Origin of the sequence: Halalkalibacter urbisdiaboli, assembly GCF_002156385.1 — a bacterium.
GTDB lineage: Bacteria > Bacillota > Bacilli > Bacillales > Bacillaceae_D > Halalkalibacter_A > Halalkalibacter_A urbisdiaboli.
On record NZ_MVJM01000001.1, the window covers coordinates 1,042,182 to 1,061,698 of the forward strand.

Consider the following 19,517-nt stretch of genomic DNA (forward strand, 5'->3'; position numbering starts at 1 on the left):
TGAAATTCATATGGTACTTCCACTTCTTCAACTGTATAGCCGTTGTCAGCCAGATAACTTATCATTTTATCTAAATGCTCATATCTTTTTCCCTCTAAATCAACTAAAGGGAAAATACGAACTTCCTCTTTCGTAACCCTCAATAACTCATTTAGCGTTTCGATATGAAATTGATAATCTAATCTATCCGCATACATAAATAAAAAATGTGCCGAAAGAAGAATATCAAATTCTGCATTCTTAAATGGTAACGAAGGTAAAGTAACGGGAATGTATCTTTCGCTGGATTCCCTCATATCGTTGGTACAATCTTGCAAGGCTTTTAAACGATGTTTTCTAAGACCTTCTACATTATTAAAATAATCCCATTTATAATTATTTTTCGCTTTTTCCATATGCTCCATTGCGTGTTCAATATCTTGAAGACCTTTATTTTTTAAGTCTTCACCCGAATGATAATATGCAATATCACATGCTGTTACATCTAAACCTAATTCGTTTCCAACAGCAGTAAATGAACAAGCTCCTGCTGGACAATCGAGTATTTTCTTTCCTTGTAGTTTTTCCTTTGAAAGCGAGAACATATCCAAATACTCTTCAAAGGTTCTCCCAATAAAAACAATTCGTTCTAAATCTAACTTTGTACTCTTCTCAACTCTACTCAACTATACTCACCTCTTCTAAAAAGATTACATTCATATTATCACAATAAATTGGTAATAGTAACCATTTTTTCACCTTTCTGTTGTACTAGAAATAAGCGAATCCTCTTGTTGAAGATTCGCACCCGTTAATTTAAGTACAAATATTCACAATCTTAAATGTTTACTTCTCTTAATCCAACAAAAAATCGCCCTTTAGTTGAATTAATACAGGAATAATATTATTACTGTTATCCTATTATTGAGCCGTTATTTTCCTTTTTCCTACTAAAACATAAAGTAAATAACCGACAACATTTAATAAAGCAAAAGCAATAACCCAGCCAGCATTTAATCGTCTATGTTGATACGCGTTAATTGTCGCCCAAATCGTAAACAAAGTTGCATAGATTGCCACTCCTACTAATAAAACATAACTTCCAAAAGTACCAAAATTTCTGTGTTCCATTTCAACATACCACTCTTTATCGCCATTTCCATAAGGGTAAAAGTCATGAGCTAGCCATTCGGGAGCCCAAACGATTCTTTTGTATTGATAATCTGGTTTCATTAAATCTGTATTATATGAAACGTAGTTTTCGCCTTCTGTTCTTATGTTTTTTGAATTATAAATGCTAACCTCTGAAATAAAATCCGTACTTTCTACTAATCTTGCTACTTCTTTTTCCAGTTCTGAAGAAACTACTTCTTTGCCTTCTAATTCGTCTGCTATCTGTGTAGCAATTACAGAAAGTTCGTGTGAATGTTGTTCTTCATATTGCCAAACGAAACCAAAAATTGATAAAGATAATAAAAGAAATACTACGGAACAGTATAGAACAGATTTTGCAAACATTTTTTGTGCATTAAACAGTTTACCGACAACAGAACGCATTTCTTTTTCCCCACCAAATCGTTCAATGGCGATTTCTATTGCTTCTTGTTCCGATTTTCCTTCTTTTTTCAGCTCATGAACAGCTTCCAGTAAATGATTTTTCATTTCTGATTTTAACTCTTCAATTTCTTCTCTATTTCCACCGACACTATGGTAAACCTCATCAACAAATGCTTCAATTTTTTTCATATTTTTCGCCCCCTTCTAAAAATGAATCAATCATGTTTTTAACAAACTCCCATTCCTTACGTTTTTCTTCAAAGCCTTCTTCACCCAAAGGTGTGAGTTTATAATATTTTCTTCTTCCACCTAGTCCTTGCTCGTCACCCCAATAAGAAGAAATCCATTTATTTTTTTCTAATCGCTTTAAAGACAAATAAAGCGTGCCTTCTTTTAATTCAAATTGATTTTCACTTTTTTCTCGAACCAATTTCGCTAACTCATAACCATACATATCCCTTGTATGTAATAACGACAGGATCAATGTATCAATGTGACCTTTTAAAACCTCTTTATTCACTTCCAAATTTACCCACCTCCTAACTCACTATAAAATATATTACCTAATAAAACAAGGTATTCCTTCAAAAAATATCATAAAATAAAAAAACTACCACTTACTTAAAGAAAAAAGCATTACCCTTGTTGCGGTAATGCCCCGTTTGTTAAAGATCATTGTTGTATAGTCCATGTCTCGTTATTATTCCATACATTAAATGTCGCTACTCTCAATTAACTGACTACCTTTTTACTTATTTTATTTGAATTTTTATCTCCTCTGTTACTTAAAGAAAAATATTTTATAATTCTACGTTCATGATTAAATCCTTCCAGTAGTACCAGGCTTTTAGATATTCCTCAAAATCATGCGGATGATGTTTAATACAAGTCCCTAACCTAAGATATAAGCCAATAATCACTTCTTCATATAAAAAAGGAATGTTTTTTTCTTTTTTTATCATTAATTGACTAACAGCTGAATCTATGGTTTCTTTTGTCAAATCATCTGGGGAAGAGCAAAAGGCATATATTAAATCATAAATAGGATCTCCGATTACAGGAATTGGATCGATTACACCAAATAACTCCCCATCATTAAAAATGAAATTATGTACTCCACAATCTCCGTGCAATAAGTATGATTTTCTATCTCTTGTAGTTTTTTTGATGAGGTTATATACGAAGTTATATTCCTAAATATCTAATCGTGAATCTAAAATCTTCTTTGTTTCAATAATTTCATCCATAAGAAAACTCTGCCAAGTATCCACTGGTTGATCCGCCCATCCCCAACCAAAATCATTAGGAGAGGACTTATAATTGTTTAGAAGTCCTTGCACAAGTACCTTGAGCATTTGCTTTTTATTCTTTCTATCATAATTGGTAGAACCATTTATATATGAATAAACTATATACTTATATGATTGTTCAGCGTATAGAAGTTTAGGTAATAAATTTGATTCATTGTAATAATTTAGAAACTTCGCCTCCGATTCAATAACTTTTGGTTCATTTAACTTAACTACATATTTAAAACCATCAAATTTAAGGAGATACAACTCACTGACAGTACCCCCAATTAATTGTTTATATTCTGTTGGTTCATTATGAATTATTTTATTGAAAATTAGTTCTTTAATTATCTCTTCGATATTCATTATTTCTACCTACTTTCAAATAAGACCTTATTCAACTCTTCTGCCCCGTTACTTGAATAACACCTTTTAATTTAATTTCCTTATGCGTGTGGTTAAGACAAAGAAAAAACGTCCCTGTTGTAGGAACGTTAGCAATAGGTAAGCATTTGAAGTTATCTCCAAGGTAAGACCATTAAAAATGACTCCACGGATTTTTAGATATAAAGGGGAAGGAATTTGAATTGATGTGACCCCCAAAAGTTAAATTCTTACTCTAACTTTTGGGGTGCACCACATCTTTTAATTTTTATAACTAAACTGTTTAATAGATGTTTTTAACTCTTCGCTTAACTCACTTAATTTTTCTGCGGATTGAGCAACCTGATCGATTGCTTTTAATTGCTCTTCTGTTGAAGCAGAAACCTGTTGTGTGGAAGCAGCAGATTGTTCTGTAAAAGCAGAAATACTTTCAATCGCTGATAGTACTTCCTTCTGGAGCTCGTTCATATTGGTTACACCGTTGTCTATGTTCTTTATTGATTGGATAATACTTTGTACTGAATCATTAATAGATTGAAAAACCTGCTCTGTGTCCGTAACAGAATCTTTTTGTTTGATCGAGATCGCTTCAGTTGTTTCTATTGCTTTTGAAGCATTGTTTGCTTCATTCACAATCACTTGAATCGTCGATCTTATTTCGGACGTTGCTGTTGAAGATTGTTCCGCTAATTTTCTTACTTCGTCAGCAACAACGGCAAAGCCTTTACCATGTTCACCTGCACGCGCGGCCTCAATACTAGCATTTAAGGCTAATAGATTGGTTTGGTCTGAAAGTCCATTGATGACATCAACCACACTTTCAATGTCCTTAACTTTTGAAGTCAATTGAGTAATGACAGTGCTAACTTCAGCTAAAACTTCACTTGTTTGATTAGAAGTATCTCTGAGGGATCCAATTTGTGAAATACCCTTTTGACTTGCTTGTTCAGCCACTTGTGATTGTTGTAGCATAGTAGCCGTGTTCTCCTTAACACTTTCTATTTGAACTGATAAATCTTTTGTTTTTTGATTAGTACGCTCCGCATCATGTGCACCTTTAGAAGCACCTTGAGCGATATCATCAATAGAATGAACAATTTCATCAATCGATGCAGCTACCTCTTCTGATGTTGCGCTCATGCCAGCTGATGAATCAACGACTTCTACTACAGAATGATCAACTGATCTTACTAACTTGTTCAAATTTTCGTTCATCACGTTTACAGTTTCGGTCAATTGCCCTAATTCATCTCGTGATTGAACTTTTAGAGGTGAACTAGTTAGATCGCCATTTGCAATTTTTCCCGAAACCTCTACAATACTATTAATTGATTTATTTGTTTTAAAAATGAATAGTGAACCAAAGATGCTTATTAAGATGATAACTACGAGTAAGACGACTATATTAATAATAAACTTTTGCTGATTTTTTTGATTAAGACTATCAATCAATTGTTTAGCATCTTCATCAATAAGCTGTTCAACTTCATCCAAATTAGTTCTAGCTTTTTCAAATAACTCATAACTATTTTCAACATTTGTTCTAAGAGTTACATTAGTAGCTACGTCCTCCGTCTCCGCTTGAATCATTAAATCACTTGATACATTTTCCCATTCAGCAAAATTCGTTTCGAATTCAGTAAATAGTTCCGCCATAGTGAGATTACTATCCTCATGTTTTAATGTTGTAAAGGATGCATTTGTTTCAATTAATGACTTTGCATGGGCTACTCTTTCTTTTACTTGATTTACATTTTCCGTGTATTCCTTAAAAGATTGCTCTTGCTGCTCTTGCTCTTCGTTAATGTATAGCACATTAGAAAATTCCGCACCTGCTTGATACATATCACGATCTGCCTGTATTAAATTGGTGGCGCTCACATAAGTATCTTCATAAAGTGTTTCAATTAACTGGTCCGTTGTCTGTTTCTCAGAAAATAGGTTGTAACCAATAATAATTGAGAAGATAATAATAGGTATTGCTAACAACAAGCCAAGCTTTGTTCTAATAGATATTATCTTTTTCATAGATAACACTTCCCCCCCCTGTATTAAAATGAAATTCCTAATTCTAAAATACTAGTTCTTATATAATATAATAGATAATATTACAGCATTCGTCAATTATCGACAAATGGGATTTGTGGAAGCGCAAGGACGGTTCTCTGCTTCCATTCATACTGCCAAATAATAAAAAAGAAGCAAACAGTCTGATGTGACCCCAAAAAATTAAATTCTTACTCTAACTTTTGGGGTGCACCACAAATTCCTCCCTAATTGTCTAAAGTAATCTTCGGATTTACCCAAAGTTTCACTCATATCAATATCTGATTGTTGATTACAAGCAGTTACTGACAATAGAATGAAAGCTGTCTTATAACAAATAGTCGTTTCATAAATTGAACGCCTAGTTTTTTCACTATTCTGCCCCGTTAATTGAATAACACCTTTTAATTTCAACCTCACTTTCCTTATGCGTGTGGTAAAGACAAAGAAAAAGCGTCCCTGTTGTAGGAACGCATCCGTTTGTTAAATAAGAAAAAGGCCTTGCCCTTTATTGAAGCAAAGTACCCATTAACTTAAGTACCACTTCACATTACTTTTAATTAAGAAGGGATTCTTTATATTTTATATCACCGTACTATTTTAAAATTATTTAGCGTATAACTAGTATCAATATATGCGGAGTTAATACCAATTTTTTCTCTTAAATCTTTTGATATATATTTTGTTTTAAAAGTAATATCAAATTCATCTGTAAATGGAAAAGGCTCTATCTTGATTTCAGCTCTACTTTTCCACTCAGCATAATAACGTTGACCATCTATCAATGTTTCAAAACCCTCTACATACCAAGGGTGTTCGTGGCTTTTAGAGGTACCCTCTTCATTTAAACATACGTAAAGTGAAAGTTCATCGAACAACTGTAATAACTTAAAATGCTTTTTAATCATTTCTTCGTTGGGATTATGTAAATTTGATTTCAACTTTTTTTGTCTCGTAAACTCATTTTTCATGTAATCAACACAATCCTTGTGTTTAGATTTACGAATGTGTCCGAAGGAAGTGTAGTGAATACTACATAACAAAGCTGAATATTGATTCATTTCTTCTACTTCATCAATACCTTTGCTGTACATAGATATCTTTGGGAAAAGCGGGTAATCCATAAAAGAAAATGGTATATTTCTTTGGTCATTCCATATTGGCATTTGATCCAATCTAATCCAGGCGCGATCATGTTCTCTTATGGCTAGTATGACTGCATCTTTATATTCAGCGTCTATAAATAAATTATCTTCAAGATGCTTTGCAAGTTCCCCGGAAAAAATCGAATGATCATGCTGGGTAGTCATTTTGAAGTAGTCCCCAGTTTCTAAAATTATCATAATTCCCCCCCTAAATTAACAAAATGGAAATACCATTTTACAACATAACTTATTTGTTAGACTTTATAATATCCTCCTTATCGACTTTATAACAAAGTATAGTCGGGGAGAAGCTGAGAACATAATCCATGGGGGCGTGATTAGTTAAGAAGAACTTTAGATGATTTTTAAACAACCACGCCGATAATTGATTTATAAAAATTAGCAATCTAAGAGTTATTCTTGCTTGAATTAATTTGAAATCATTTTACTAGTAAATTATATTATTTTCTTGAATAAAGGAGACCGTGTTTTGTTATGCTGATTGGAAAGGCTGCAGTATCCTCTTATTAAACTCTTGCTACCCGTAAGTTAAACAAAAACATAATTATTCATCGACTACCATAATTGATTTTATCTTTTTTAATTTTATTGAAGTCATATCTTTAGTCTTTTTTTCTTGTTTACCATATAGATTTGATGCATCGTACACATAAATTCTGCCATTATCTAATAAAAAGTATATTACGTTCGTTAATTTGTCTCCATTTTTAAGAACAATTGAAATGCTTTGTCCTTCATTTATATTCTTTAATCTAGGATACTTTTCTAATGTTTGCTCTCTCTCGTAATATTCAATTTTTTTAGTAAGAAAAATATCAGATATAATTAATATAAGTGCAATAACCACTATGAACCACCAGCCATAATGTCTCCAATACGTTGTAAATAAAAGATAACATCCCATATATACTGCAATTTTTAAGAACCAAAAAAGACTTTTCATATAACCCCTTCTGACTTTTAAATTCAGTTGGTATTGTCCCCGATTAAAAAAGTGTTATTAAAGAAAACTGCTCCTTTAGCCGAATAATTTCTACAAAAAAGGCGCTAACCCTTCTTGGATCAACGCCCCCGTTACTTTAAGTACAATTCTTCACAAACCTTTTTATCAAAAAAAGCGATCCTTCGTTATTGAAACATCTCACCCTTTAGCTTAAATGTCATTATTTAACAACACTCATTTGTCCCTTCATTAGGAATACAGCATTGTTCAATGTGTATTCGCTTACGAGCAAAAAAACGTTTTAGATTTTCAGGAAGGACATATGATTCTTTTTTACCTCCCAATAGATTCTGTTCAGTACGATAAACTTCCTTTAAAATAGCATCCATAATAAGTGATTTTGGAACTTCATTATATTCCTTACCCTCATAAATCCACACACGACAATCAACACTGGAACCCGTTAGTGTACCACAAGTATCACAGTTACTTTCTTTTATCGTTAATTGGATATCCTCCCCGTTAATTCTAATAGTTGGTGAACTGATAAATTTCAAACTCTTTGCTTGCTCTTCATCCTCAACCAAAATATTATTTACTTCCACGTCATAGCCAATGTTTTCTAACAAATTAGATACTTCGTTTACCGCATCCTTTAGACTCTTCTCAGTTCCTTGACAACGAGTACATACTTGAAGGTCAATGTACATAAAATCAATAATTAATTGTTTTTTCTCCTGTTCTACAATGATTCTTTTCGATTCATCATTGTTACAGTCGCAAGTATCTGAGCTTCTAGCTTTGTCATTCTGGCAGTTTGACATTATAAAACCTCCTCTTTTCTTAAATAATTCTTTCACTTATAAAGACGGAGGTTTTTTAAAAAGGACGCAAATCTTTTATTGAATTTCCTTAATTTCACGACAAGAACAATTTCCTTTATTTACATCATAATCAAGGATATTACCATAATTATCGAACTCTATATGGCAACATTCAAAAAGTATATTCCTTAACTTCTCCCTACCACGTTGAACTCTTGATTTAGCACCTGAAAGGGATAAACCTAATTTAGTTGCTAATTCCTTTTGGGTATGCTGTTCTAATTCTACATAGATAAGTGCATCTTTATATTTTTTAGGTAGTTGTTCTATTAACTCCTTTAACCACGTAGTAACTACTTCATTTTCGTTATTTATATTAGTTTCAGGATGAAGTATCTCTTTGTTATCCCCATAATGTAACATAGTTTGATTTTTAGCTTGGCTTCTATAATGATCAATAATAGTATTTTTTGTTATTTGGTATATCCAAGAATTAAGATTTTTTTGCTCACTTAAATCTGATAAATGGTTATAAATTTTTATAAACACTTTTTGAAGAATATCCTCGGCATCTTGTTCATTGGAAACACGCTCCCTAATGAATCTCATTACAGAGAATGATAACTCCTCCCAAATTTGTTCAATATTAATCTGTTTTATTTCAAACACCCTCTTTGATATTTTAAACTTTATATTAGATTAATTAGCATATGTAAATAGTTCTTTATTAAACTAACCTGTTAGTTAGTACAAAAGGAGTAGCCGCAACGACAACTCCAGTTATTCCGTTTAAGCACCCGTTAGCTCAACAAGCCTTTCATTCATCATATGCATCTCCAAGAGAGATAAAATCATCTTCAAGCCAATACCAAAGGTTACCGTTATTCATTACTAGCCGATTTAATAAGTCCGTAAAGGAATTGGCGATTATAGGGCAACTACCAACTACACCGTGAATTTCCCAATTGCTATCATAACATCTACCTAAACGTGACTTATTAAGGTCAATTGTTAAGTAATCGTTATTACCATCACGACCAATTATGTACCAATTTGAAGAAATATCATATTCAGCTTTTTCACCTATTATTAGAGGGTTTGCTAGTACAAACTCGTTAGGAGGAACGATTGTTATCCTATAATCACAGTCAATAAATAAGTCAATCCCACCACATATTTTATAAAATTCATATAAATCGTTTGGTAATAGATGACTTTTTTCTACAACTGGATAGCCTGAATGAGAATGAACTACACAGTTTGAGAAGTTTTTTACTTTATCAATCAAAAGTTGAAGTTCCATACTTATTCCTTCCTTTTTCATAAAAAAAATGTAGACAGCCTAAGTATAATGTTCCCCTGTATTTATGTCATTTCCTTCTTCAACTAAATTTGACCCTTTAGCTTAACAACGTCATATTTATTTTAACATTAATTTCCTTTTATGTTTTAAAAAAAGAAAAAGCATTCCCACTTTATTACAGAAATGCTCCCGTTAGTGAAGTATAATTCCTACTTCACATAGAAAACTACACCTTTTCTAGACAGAATAAATTTCTATTACTTCATTAGCAAACTTACTAAAAAACAGCCTTATTGGGTTGCCTTGAATTTACTCAAAAATAACCTCTTTATGGTTTAAAATTCTTTCTCTTTTGTTCTTAACACGAGGTACAGCATCGTTATCGTAATATCTGTCTAACACAGTGTTAATTTCACTCATATTTGTCATAATTATTTTCGGATTGAACCTTTCAATATATGGGTCGTTACCTATTGCTGCACATTTAGCCATTGTGTCTAATGCCACCAAGCTAAGAGGTCGTCCTTTCGCTAACCATGCTTTCATCCTCTCCCAAGTCGGAAAGCATAGAGCCGCTAATCTCCCCCAATTATCATGAAACGTCATACAGTTGTTTTCAATCCAATCAAGCACTTCATTTGAGCGAAATCTGTGCAAACACGAAAATACAGACATACTTAGTTCTTTATCGCTTAAAGATTGTAATTTTTCGAAAATGTATTTCAGACCTTCTTTCGTAGGCAAACTACTTGATGTTGCCCAAGATAATTGAATCAAGAAATTATCATCGTAGTTATCCCAAAGTTCTCTAACCCAATCAGAAGCAACATCACCAAGAACATCAGCTATTATTTCTAACATTCTTGATTTTACTTCATAATTTACAGTGTCATAAAATCGATATTTGACAGAATTTAATAGGGAAACTTTATCATGCTGGTTCAGAGCATATATTACCTCATCCTCAAGGAACCATCTCGTAATTGAAAAATCCAACAACAATTCCAAATCATTTTTAACACTTTCTAGTGTTGGTGCCATATCATTATCAGACACATATACTTCTTCTTCTGGTTGAGTAGCTTCTCCATCATCATAAAAATCATCGTGTAATAAGAATTTCTTTGGAGAATGAATAACCGCTAAGTTATACCACTCAATAGGTTTAAGAGAATATTTTACTAATCTATCACGACACTCCAGACAAAGCCTGTAGGGTTGTTTTTCATCATCAGATTCCTCAACAACGCTTATTAGATTTATCTTACAGGCTTCGCATACTTCAGTAGTGACCAAAACAACCACTCCTTTTTAACGTAAAACCTTCTTGCGACTTCGTGCATATCATAACATTTAAAACGATTTTCCTTGTTCAACTATCCTGCTCCTATAGTTTAACATTAATTTCCTTTTCATTGGCATAGAAAAAGCGTCCCTGTCTAATTGCAGGAACGCCCCCATTAGTTTAAGTACATTTCTTCACATACTTTAACGATTACTGTCGTTTGAATGCGTAGTATCCTTGTACTGTGCAGCAATCACTTTTTTGTATAAGCACCTTTTCATTAAACAAATTTGCTTGTTGTTCGCTTTCTTACTGGTTATCTGCCTTTTGCCATTCCCTATATGCTCTACGTATTCCTTTTCTTTATGTAGTTGTTGATGCCCCAAAAACTAAAATACCGCATTGGATTTCTCCTGATCCTTAGAATTTAAATATCTTCATAATAATAACTCATCAAATGGTGATAATAAGATTACTAACTATGTTTTCCATTGATTCCAACTGTGTTAGCTACATTTAAAGTGGAGGTACATAATTTGAAGAAAAAATTATTAATATTTATTCAAACGTTGGCATTATGGTTTGTTTTGGCAGACCGCGTAAATATCGAGGTATTTTTGTTGGGTACTATAATTTGTTCTCTTATATCGCTTATGTTAGCAAATAATGTCCATAGATCAGTACAACTGAAATATGGGACGAAAGAATTTTTTTTAAAAATATATTACATATTTTTGGTGATCAGTGCTTTTATATATGATGTATTTTTATCTGCATTCAGAGTATCCAGACATGCATTTGAAATTAAACCTTCATTTTCTCCCCGAATAGTTAAATTAAAAACATCTCTTGAAAATAAAAACAGTCATGCCATTTTAGCCAATTTTATTACATTAACTCAAGGGACCCTTGCATTGGATTTCGATATTTTAAATAGAAATTATTTTATTCACTGGATCGATGTGCACAGTGAAGATGAAGTAGAAGTAAAGAAAGCACTTATCCGTAAACATGAGAATTTGATAGCTAAACTATTTGATTAACTCAGTATAAGTACCTGATTATTTTATGTTTTTTATTCAATGTGGAGTGTGATATTCGTGCTTTATTTCATACTGGCAATTGTCTTATCCGCTATTTTAACTTTTTATAGGGTAATTAAAGGTCCCAGTGTACCTGATAGAATAATTGCTATGAATTCTATAGGTGTAATGTTTTTATTAGTTTTAGTTTTATTAAGTTTTTATTTTGACAGAAAAATTTTTATTGATGTGGCTTTAGTTTATGGGGTGTTTTTATTTATTAATGTTTTAGTTATCACGAAAAACATTACAAAACCAGAGAAAGGAGGAGTTGGTGATTGATTTAATTCATTTTTTCAGACAAATATTTGTTTATGTATTTTTAATAACAGGTATTTATTTTTTGTTAAGTACTGCTGTGGGAATGATTCGTTTTCCTGATTTGTATACTAGGTTACATGCTGGCTCTAAATGCCTAATGGCCGGAGGTATTTCAGTTTTAATGGGATGTATCGTTCTGGAAGGAAGTAGCTTTGTTTCTTTAAAACTAATTGTAATCATCATTTTTTTATTAGTCACTAATCCGATAGCCATTCATCTCATCGCCAGTTTTTCTAACAATTTTAATATCATACCCAAAACAATTGCAAAAAACGACATTGAGGAGTGATTGGAGGTAAAGTCGTGATTGATATTATATTGAATATGTTAATGATATTTTTAATAATTACTGCATTTTTTATGGTATTTACTAAAGATATATCAACCTCAGTTATTGCCCTCCCGATATTCGGTGCTATCCTAGTCGTTATTTTTGTAATTCTCCAGGCTCCGGGTCCTGCTATGGCTGAAGCGGTAATTGCTGCTGGCTTAACTACTGTTTTTTTTGTAATTACTATAAATCACACGGAGTATTGACGAAATGAGTAGAATGAATGAGATGTTTAAAAAACTCTATAAAATAGGCCTTGTTGTATTGCTGGCTATTTTCTTATTATTTATCTTTTATGAAATACATAATCTTGATAGCAATAGTAAAAGATATTTATCTGAATACTATATTTCTGAAGGGGTACAGGAAACCGGGGCGATAAATTTAGTTACTTCAGTCCTATATGATTACCGGACTTTTGATACTTTGGGTGAAGCAACTGTGCTGTTAACAGCTGCTGCTATTTTAGCTTTTCTGGTTCCCGTAATAAAAGCTAAAATGCCGGGTACTAAATTTACAATGTTGGTTTATCAAACTACAACATTTCTCATTCCTTTTTTAGCAGTTTTAGGAGTGTATTTAGTATTATTTGGTCATCTTACTCCTGGCGGGGGTTTTGTTGGAGGAGTTGTTCTGTCTATAGTTCCCATTCTATTGACAGTTACCTATGGTGTTGAATTTTCTGAATTTAAATTCAAACCTGCCAAAAAAAAGTTATTAGAGAATATAGGAGCCATAGGTTTTATTTTACTGGGATTACTCGCAGTATTGACTGGAAGCAATTTTCTGGCCAACGGACAAGCCAATTTTGACCTAGGAAATAGCGGGGAATTGATTAGTGCCGGGTTAATACCTTACTTAAATTTAATGATTGGTATAAAAGTAGGAGCTGGTCTGGCGATCATTTTCAATAGTTTGATTAAGGAGAAATAATATTGGAAATACCATATGTTTCAGTAATCATTTTGTTCTGTCTTGGAATTTATACGATCATTACCAAGAAAAATTTATTAAAAATTGTTATTGGATTTACTATTGTAGAATCTTCTTTGATTTTATTATTAATACTGGTAAGTTATAAACCGGGTGGAACTGCGCCTATTTTAGACAAGCAATATGAAGTAGTAGTTGATCCTATCCCTCAGGCACTGGCCTTAACAACAATTGTTATTGGGACAAGTGTTACAGCTGTTATGCTGGCGTTGGTGATTAAGATTCATAAAAAATATGGAACTTTAAACATTGATGAGGTTCGAAAATTGAGAGGATAATTTTGCTCTTTGGAGGGTAATAATGGAAGTGGCTGTCTGGATTATCATTTTACCTTTATTAACCGCATTTTTTCTTGGAATATCTAAGTTATATTTTAAAAAGATTTTTATGCCTCTCGTAACTGGTAGTGCGATCATTTATCTATATTTATTAATTTTAGTTATTACTAATAGTTATCCCCCAAAAGTTTACAGTATTGGTGATTGGGGGCTCTTGGGAATAAATTTAATGGTGGATCCTTTTTCCACCATGTTTTTGTTAATAATAGCTATTTTATTTTTACCTGTTATTATTTTTTCCCTGAAATTTATCAAAATTAGTAAATATAAATATTTTATTCTTACATATTTAATGATAGCCGGTATTGCAGGAATGGTTCTTACTGCTGATTTATTCAATCTTTATGTATTTCTAGAAGTGAGTTCTCTGAGTTCTTGTGCTCTGGTGGCGGTAAAAAAGTCTAAAAAAGGATTAGAAGGTACTTTTAAGTATTTGTTAATGTCTACATTTGGGAGCTTTTTTATTTTACTGGCTACAATCTTAACTTATTATTTAACTGGAACGCTAAATATGGCGGAAATATCTCTGGAATTTGAAGATATCCCTTTTAAGATAAAAAGTACAGTTATGGCCTGTTTTGTTTTTGGTTATGCAATAAAAATAGGGTTAATTCCTCTGCATGCCTGGCTACCAGATGCTTATGAAGCTTCCCCTATCCCTTATAATGTTTTATCTTCGGGATTGGTGATGAAATCTGCTGTATATGCATTAATTAAAGTATTATATATTATGTTTGGAATTGAATTTCTGGATGAAAGTGGAATATTAAATCTTGTTGTTTTCTGGGGAGTCATTTCTTTTATTATTGCTCATTTTTTAGCCTTTCAGCAATCAAATTTAAACCGGCTTCTTGCGTATTCCAGTATTGCTCAGGTAGCGTATATCATAATCGGATTATTTGTGGGCAATGAAGGAGGATTAATTGGTGGAAGTTTCCATATTTTAAATCACGCAATAATGAAAGGGACTTTATTTTTAGTTTTAGCAATTTTTTATTATAGTTTAAACGCTGTTGATATAGAAGATATTAAAGGGCTGGGTTATAGATTCCCCATACTTTCATTTATCTTTGTGGTTGCTTCCCTTGCAATAGTAGGCCTGCCTCCCTTCAATGGGTTTATCAGTAAGTGGCTTATTGTTGAAGCAGCTCTAGAAGCTGGTTTTGTTTATGCTGCCTTTTTTATTCTGGTAGGAACGTTTTTATCTTTAACGTACTATTCAAAAGTAATTGTAAAATTATATACAAAAACCGAACAAACAATCGAAATAAAAGAACCAGGTTTATCTTTACGATTACCGACTATCTTTCTGGGCAGTTTATGTATTGTATTTGGTCTAGTCCCCTCATTACCTTTAAGTCTAATTAATAAAATTCCGAACTTTTTACTGGATAATGGGGAATACATAAGAATATTACTAGGGGGTTGAAGATGATTACTCCAGGTTTCTTATATATAGCAGGGGCTTTACTATTACTTTTGCCCATTAATAATAAAATAAAATACATCCTATCTTTCCTTATTACTACAGGAGCCCTGATTGTTACGTTCTATTTAATGCCTGGTTATCGTTTTCAGGTCGATTTTCTCCATTTTACTCTAGTTCCTTTTCAAGTAGATCGTATCAGTAAATTAACAGGGTTAATTTTTGCTGTCGCTGGCCTAGCTGCTGTAATTTATTCCATTAATATATGTTCCCGAATTATTTTAAGTTTAATATTTGTGTTTATCGGTAGTGCCCTGACCGTGGTTTTTTCCGGTGATCTGTTTACTCTGTATGTCTTCTGGGAATTAATGACAATCAGTTCATCTTTTATTATTATAATGGCAAGTGATTTAACTAAAAAAACGGGGTATTATTATTTTCTAATGCAGGTGGCAGGAGGTTTAAGTTTATTATGGGGGATATTTTTACAGTATTCGGCTACAGGTAATTTATCTCTGAATGCTATAGATGCTGGAATCCCTTTTTTTATGCTTGGGGTAGCAATTAAGCTGGCCTTTGTGGGTTTCCATACTTGGCTACCATTGGCTTACAGCAAAGCTCCATTTTATGTTGCAGTCGTTTTGTCAATATATACGACAAAAGTGGGCGTATATGTAATGTGCCGTCTACTGTCCGGGATAAATATTTTGGCTTATGCCGGTCTTATTTCGGCGTTGTTTGGAATTGTAATGGCATTAAGGCAAAACCAGGTCCGTAAATTTTTGAGCTATTCCATAATAACCCAGGTTGGTTTTATGATTATTGGTATTAGTATTGGTACTGCTACGGGAATAGCTGGAGCTATGTTTCACCTGGTTAATCACATATTATATAAAACTGTATTATTTATGGCAGTGGGAGTTGTCATTTATACCACAGGAAAGGACAGTTTTGAAAATTTAGGGGGCATGGGCAGAAAACTTCCTGTTACTTCTATAGCAACATTGGTAGCTTTTATGGGAATAGCTGGAGTTCCTTTTTTTAATGGATATATGAGTAAAACCATTATTAAAGAAGCGATACAGGAACCATTATTAACCTGGGGTTTGAACCTGATGAGTTTTGGGACTTCTTTAATGTTTTTAAAATTTATCTATTATGCATTTTTCAAAAATAGTAATATGAACTTAGCTAAAAAACCAGCCATCAGCATGCAGTTAGGATTGGGATTTTTAACTGTTATGATGATATTGATTGGTCTTAATCCTTTTTTGTTGGGAAATTTAACTAATATTGATGTAGATATTAATTATTTCGATATAAAACATATGTTAAGTGGAATTCAGCCCTTTCTCTGGTCAATTCCTATATTTATTTTATTTAAGAAATATTTAGTGAAGAACTATGAGAGACTTCTATATTATGATATGTATCGTAAAATCGCTAAAATATTTGTAACTACAGGCTATGAGTTAAGTAACTATCATGACGGAAATTTAAATAAATATTTGTTATGGGCAACTACCACTTTAATCATTCTGTTGTTATTGTTAGTGTTTTAATATCCATCTACTGTTATGATGAATATAGATTTGAACATTATACAACTGTGAATTATACCAATTGACCTATACCTGATTTGATGGACACGTAGAAATAAAACCAGAAAGGACATGTCGATCGGATTTACACTGCGGGCAAAATTCACTATAATCCTTCAACTTCATTAACCCATATCCTTCCTTGTTTTGTTTTAATATTGGTATTATACCAACATGATTAGATAAATAAGTTTAAAACTTAATCATAAAAGGAAAAGGAAGTTAAAATGTAAACTCCTGAACTATGTTGTGCCCCATTTCTCTTGCTATTGTTTTGTACCCTATATTACCCTCTAAGAAAATCTCTATCCTTTACTATTTTATCTATAAGAGGTGTTATTGGCTTAATAAAATGACTAGCTAAAGATAATCAAATCCCAAAGACAAATTCGTAGTAAGAAGTCTAAGCAACGTTATTTGTTTGGTCTTTTTGTCTTTTTTAACTACTCTTGGTAGGTTAGTTGAAGAAAGAACAATATCATTGTTACATAATGCTCCCTTTTTAAAGATTATTTTATTCTGACTGATTTAAAGTTAAAGTCCCACCTTTAGAAAACATATACTCTTCATTTACCTCTTCTAAGTAACCCGTTACCATAACACTTGGCTCATCCATAGCTAATGTTCCCTTTTCAGGCATTCCCTCAAAAGGGGCAAATACATAAAGCATAACCTCTTCGTCAGGCTGTATATTAAGCCTGTTATTGATTGCTTCAATCTTGTAATTGTTTTCTTTTATCCCATTATCTAATTTAATCGGATATTCGAAGTGAACAGTATTTTGTTTAATTACATAGTCACTACCGTTTAAAAGTCTAATATGATATTCAGTTCCATTTTCCATAGTTTGAGTTTCTACTAACTCTAATTGTATTTTTTCAATATCCTCTACTGTAATGTCAGGTTTATTACTACACCCAACTATTAATAAAACCATAAATAAAATAATTAATTTTTTATTCATACTTTCCCCCTCCGCATTCCAAATTATAGAATTGTTTAAAATAACCTACCATTTACTTCAATAAGATCCGTAGTTTAAGAAATGCACCCTTTAGCTTAATAACAGTCGCTAAGATTATTTTACTTCAATCGCAAAAGCATAAAAGGAATCCCCTAATGAATACTTACCATCTTCTGAGTGCCAATTTACTAAAAAATCATAATAGTATATACCTTCTTCATTTGGAACAGTAAGTACACCATTGACTAATTCATCCTTTACCCATTCTTGGTCTGTGTCGAGCATTCTTGATACAGAAATACTAAATGGCTTTGGTTCATAATCAAATTGGATTTTAATATTTTCACCTTTTTGTACTTGAAATGGTACTTTTCCCTCTAGTATCTCAGGAGGTCCAGCATAGTCAACGCAACCAGTATTCCAACAATAGGATGCTCGTACAACTTCAATGTTTTCTTCTCCAACAGTAACACTTGGTATTGGTGGTGTATCACCTTCTAACTCTGTAACGGAGCATCCTGCTGAAAAAATAACCACCACTAAGACGATAAACAACCAAATAACCATTTCAAACGCTTTGAGCTTCAAACTAACCACTCCTTTATAATAAAGACGATTATTATCAATAAAATGTTTCTTCTTCAACTACAGTGCTCCGTTAGTGAGAAAACGTTCCTGCTGCTGTTGCAGAAACGCTACCCGTTCGTTGAATAAAAATCATGCCTTTCCTTTTTTAATTAGCATGTACAAATCAATAAAGAACCTAATATAAAACCCGATAATTCCCAAAAACTAAGTAAATACCCTACTTATATTCCTTCTAAATTTGTTCAACAGTCCTGCTTCGTTATTTGAATAACGCCGTTTAAATTTTAACATTAATTTCCTTATGCGTGTGGTAAAGACAAAGAAAAAGCGTCCCTGTAGTAGGGGCGCTTTCTAGGGGTTGATTATATTGTCTAATATATGACAACAACAATAGGAACACCCCGTTACGACAAGTTCCTTCACTTTCACCCTTTTTCTTAGTAAGAACTTTTAATGTGATATACTTTTAATTTATTCCATATTGATTTCCAATTCTTTTTTGTTATGCGTTCTTCGTATATCTTCAATCGTTCTTTAGTTTCTGAAAAGTAAGGAGTTGGCTTCACCTCTAAATTGACAACATCACTAATTCCACAAGGTGCTGCTAAAATAAGGTTGTCCTGCTCGTCTATCTTTACCCCTAAGGCTGTAGCTGTTTCTGGGAACTTTGAAATCGCATCAACAGAAGAAGTGTAAGGAGGTACCTTATTTCTACTATGCATTCTTGCTTGATTTTTAACTGACCAAGGAATAGTTGGAGTAAGGGATTTTAGTTTGTCTTCGAGTTTCTTTTCTACTAATTCATCAATAATTGAAGGCTCAAAAAAGATTACATCAATATCTGGAATCGTTGTCCTTATACTAAAGTCATGTAATTCATCCCATATTTTTGACCTGACAAATCCAGCACAAATCCACCAATCTGGCAAATGTAAAGTTTTTACAGTGTTTAATATATCCATCATCCATTTATCTTCTCTAATAAGAGCAAGTATGTCTTCCTCGTTTATCATCATGAATGAACTCCTTTTAAAGTATCTGCCGCCTTAGTGAAACAAGCGATGCCTTGTTAGCTCAGCATAAACATTGGCCTT

At 32.6% G+C, this 19,517-nt stretch carries 23 protein-coding genes; 8 read left to right on the forward strand and 15 right to left on the reverse strand.

Annotated features, from left to right (window positions below):
* The 12 genes from B1R93_RS05260 to B1R93_RS05310 form a co-directional block, all read right to left on the reverse strand.
* Positions 1–665: SAM-dependent methyltransferase (locus B1R93_RS05260; RefSeq protein WP_133058622.1), on the reverse strand; the 665-nt coding region annotated here is incomplete at its 3' end.
* 235 nt (positions 666–900) lie between these two features.
* A complete protein-coding gene (locus B1R93_RS05265) occupies positions 901–1,725 on the reverse strand; it encodes a permease prefix domain 1-containing protein (RefSeq protein ID WP_088102899.1) in 825 nt (274 codons plus the stop codon).
* On the reverse strand, positions 1,712–2,062 hold the full coding sequence (locus tag B1R93_RS05270) for a PadR family transcriptional regulator (RefSeq protein ID WP_088102900.1): 351 nt from the start codon (positions 2,060–2,062) through the stop codon (positions 1,712–1,714). The genes B1R93_RS05265 and B1R93_RS05270 overlap by 14 nt, the downstream gene beginning before the upstream one ends.
* Positions 2,063–2,336: 274 nt before the next feature.
* Positions 2,337–2,705 carry a phosphotransferase gene (locus tag B1R93_RS23770; protein WP_342587515.1) on the reverse strand — a complete coding sequence of 123 codons (369 nt, stop codon included), beginning with the start codon at positions 2,703–2,705 and terminating at the stop codon, positions 2,337–2,339.
* Between the two features lie 24 nt (positions 2,706–2,729).
* The gene (locus B1R93_RS23775; protein WP_342587503.1) at positions 2,730–3,194 is read right to left on the reverse strand and encodes a hypothetical protein; all 465 of its coding nucleotides are present in this window, start codon (positions 3,192–3,194) and stop codon (positions 2,730–2,732) included.
* Positions 3,195–3,473: 279 nt separating this feature from the next.
* Complete coding sequence (locus B1R93_RS05280; protein ID WP_133058603.1) at positions 3,474–5,240, reverse strand: methyl-accepting chemotaxis protein; 1,767 nt, start codon at positions 5,238–5,240, stop codon at positions 3,474–3,476.
* Positions 5,241–5,845: 605 nt separating this feature from the next.
* Positions 5,846–6,601 carry a DUF3891 family protein gene (locus B1R93_RS05285; RefSeq protein ID WP_088102902.1) on the reverse strand — a complete coding sequence of 252 codons (756 nt, stop codon included), beginning with the start codon at positions 6,599–6,601 and terminating at the stop codon, positions 5,846–5,848.
* Between the two features lie 367 nt (positions 6,602–6,968).
* A complete protein-coding gene (locus tag B1R93_RS05290) occupies positions 6,969–7,367 on the reverse strand; it encodes a hypothetical protein (protein WP_088102903.1) in 399 nt (132 codons plus the stop codon).
* Between the two features lie 224 nt (positions 7,368–7,591).
* On the reverse strand, positions 7,592–8,191 hold the full coding sequence (locus B1R93_RS05295; protein WP_088102904.1) for a DUF2703 domain-containing protein: 600 nt from the start codon (positions 8,189–8,191) through the stop codon (positions 7,592–7,594).
* A 75-nt stretch (positions 8,192–8,266) separates the two neighbouring features.
* Complete coding sequence (gene sigZ, locus B1R93_RS05300) at positions 8,267–8,860, reverse strand: RNA polymerase sigma factor SigZ (RefSeq protein WP_088102905.1); 594 nt, start codon at positions 8,858–8,860, stop codon at positions 8,267–8,269.
* A 148-nt stretch (positions 8,861–9,008) separates the two neighbouring features.
* Complete coding sequence (locus B1R93_RS05305; RefSeq protein ID WP_088102906.1) at positions 9,009–9,494, reverse strand: SMI1/KNR4 family protein; 486 nt, start codon at positions 9,492–9,494, stop codon at positions 9,009–9,011.
* Between the two features lie 309 nt (positions 9,495–9,803).
* Positions 9,804–10,799, reverse strand: coding sequence for a hypothetical protein (locus B1R93_RS05310; RefSeq protein ID WP_245308196.1), 996 nt, complete (start codon positions 10,797–10,799; stop codon positions 9,804–9,806).
* Positions 10,800–11,315: 516 nt separating this feature from the next.
* Between B1R93_RS05310 and B1R93_RS05320 the strand changes: the two genes are divergently transcribed.
* From B1R93_RS05320 to B1R93_RS05355, 8 genes are read left to right on the forward strand one after another with little or no spacing between them, the layout of a single operon-like run.
* Entirely contained in the window at positions 11,316–11,822 is a 507-nt protein-coding gene (locus B1R93_RS05320) for a Na+/H+ antiporter subunit E (RefSeq protein WP_165763735.1), read from the forward strand.
* Between the two features lie 57 nt (positions 11,823–11,879).
* On the forward strand, positions 11,880–12,143 hold the full coding sequence (locus tag B1R93_RS05325) for a monovalent cation/H+ antiporter complex subunit F (RefSeq protein ID WP_088102910.1): 264 nt from the start codon (positions 11,880–11,882) through the stop codon (positions 12,141–12,143).
* Positions 12,136–12,471 carry a monovalent cation/H(+) antiporter subunit G gene (mnhG, locus tag B1R93_RS05330; RefSeq protein ID WP_207634118.1) on the forward strand — a complete coding sequence of 112 codons (336 nt, stop codon included), beginning with the start codon at positions 12,136–12,138 and terminating at the stop codon, positions 12,469–12,471. The genes B1R93_RS05325 and mnhG overlap by 8 nt, the downstream gene beginning before the upstream one ends.
* Before the next feature lie 14 nt (positions 12,472–12,485).
* Positions 12,486–12,719, forward strand: coding sequence for a Na(+)/H(+) antiporter subunit B (locus B1R93_RS05335; protein ID WP_088102911.1), 234 nt, complete (start codon positions 12,486–12,488; stop codon positions 12,717–12,719).
* A 4-nt stretch (positions 12,720–12,723) separates the two neighbouring features.
* Positions 12,724–13,446 (forward strand): hydrogen gas-evolving membrane-bound hydrogenase subunit E, encoded by a 723-nt coding sequence (gene mbhE, locus B1R93_RS05340; protein WP_088102912.1) that lies wholly within the window; start codon positions 12,724–12,726, stop codon positions 13,444–13,446.
* Between the two features lie 2 nt (positions 13,447–13,448).
* Positions 13,449–13,784: a sodium:proton antiporter gene (locus tag B1R93_RS05345; protein WP_088102913.1), complete on the forward strand. Its 336-nt coding sequence runs from the start codon at positions 13,449–13,451 to the stop codon at positions 13,782–13,784.
* Between the two features lie 22 nt (positions 13,785–13,806).
* Positions 13,807–15,273 carry a complex I subunit 5 family protein gene (locus tag B1R93_RS05350; RefSeq protein WP_088102914.1) on the forward strand — a complete coding sequence of 489 codons (1,467 nt, stop codon included), beginning with the start codon at positions 13,807–13,809 and terminating at the stop codon, positions 15,271–15,273.
* Between the two features lie 2 nt (positions 15,274–15,275).
* Positions 15,276–16,832, forward strand: a complete 1,557-nt coding sequence (locus B1R93_RS05355) for a proton-conducting transporter transmembrane domain-containing protein (RefSeq protein WP_088102915.1) — start codon at positions 15,276–15,278, stop codon at positions 16,830–16,832.
* Between the two features lie 553 nt (positions 16,833–17,385).
* Here the strand turns inward: B1R93_RS05355 and B1R93_RS05360 are convergent.
* The 3 genes from B1R93_RS05360 to B1R93_RS05370 all read right to left on the reverse strand — a co-directional run bounded on the left by B1R93_RS05360 (position 17,386) and on the right by B1R93_RS05370 (position 19,436).
* The gene (locus tag B1R93_RS05360) at positions 17,386–17,835 is read right to left on the reverse strand and encodes a hypothetical protein (RefSeq protein WP_088102916.1); all 450 of its coding nucleotides are present in this window, start codon (positions 17,833–17,835) and stop codon (positions 17,386–17,388) included.
* Between the two features lie 114 nt (positions 17,836–17,949).
* Entirely contained in the window at positions 17,950–18,480 is a 531-nt protein-coding gene (locus tag B1R93_RS05365) for a hypothetical protein (protein WP_133058604.1), read from the reverse strand.
* A 380-nt stretch (positions 18,481–18,860) separates the two neighbouring features.
* Positions 18,861–19,436, reverse strand: a complete 576-nt coding sequence (locus tag B1R93_RS05370; protein ID WP_088103414.1) for a nucleotidyltransferase family protein — start codon at positions 19,434–19,436, stop codon at positions 18,861–18,863.
* Between the last annotated feature and the right edge of the window lie 81 nt (positions 19,437–19,517).

Excerpts from the sequence above, each read along its gene's own strand:
- B1R93_RS05265 (WP_088102899.1), bottom strand. The coding sequence starts at position 1,725 with ATGAAAAAAATTGAAGCATTTGTTGATGAGGTTTACCATAGTGTCGGT.
- B1R93_RS23775 (WP_342587503.1), bottom strand. The coding sequence starts at position 3,194 with ATGAATATCGAAGAGATAATTAAAGAACTAATTTTCAATAAAATAATT.
- B1R93_RS05280 (WP_133058603.1), bottom strand. The coding sequence starts at position 5,240 with ATGAAAAAGATAATATCTATTAGAACAAAGCTTGGCTTGTTGTTAGCA.
- B1R93_RS05285 (WP_088102902.1), bottom strand. The coding sequence starts at position 6,601 with ATGATAATTTTAGAAACTGGGGACTACTTCAAAATGACTACCCAGCAT.
- B1R93_RS05290 (WP_088102903.1), bottom strand. The coding sequence starts at position 7,367 with ATGAAAAGTCTTTTTTGGTTCTTAAAAATTGCAGTATATATGGGATGT.
- B1R93_RS05295 (WP_088102904.1), bottom strand. The coding sequence starts at position 8,191 with ATGTCAAACTGCCAGAATGACAAAGCTAGAAGCTCAGATACTTGCGAC.
- B1R93_RS05305 (WP_088102906.1), bottom strand. The coding sequence starts at position 9,494 with ATGGAACTTCAACTTTTGATTGATAAAGTAAAAAACTTCTCAAACTGT.
- mbhE (WP_088102912.1), top strand. The coding sequence starts at position 12,724 with ATGAGTAGAATGAATGAGATGTTTAAAAAACTCTATAAAATAGGCCTT.
- B1R93_RS05350 (WP_088102914.1), top strand. The coding sequence starts at position 13,807 with ATGGAAGTGGCTGTCTGGATTATCATTTTACCTTTATTAACCGCATTT.
- B1R93_RS05355 (WP_088102915.1), top strand. The coding sequence starts at position 15,276 with ATGATTACTCCAGGTTTCTTATATATAGCAGGGGCTTTACTATTACTT.
- B1R93_RS05360 (WP_088102916.1), bottom strand. The coding sequence starts at position 17,835 with ATGAATAAAAAATTAATTATTTTATTTATGGTTTTATTAATAGTTGGG.
- B1R93_RS05370 (WP_088103414.1), bottom strand. The coding sequence starts at position 19,436 with ATGATAAACGAGGAAGACATACTTGCTCTTATTAGAGAAGATAAATGG.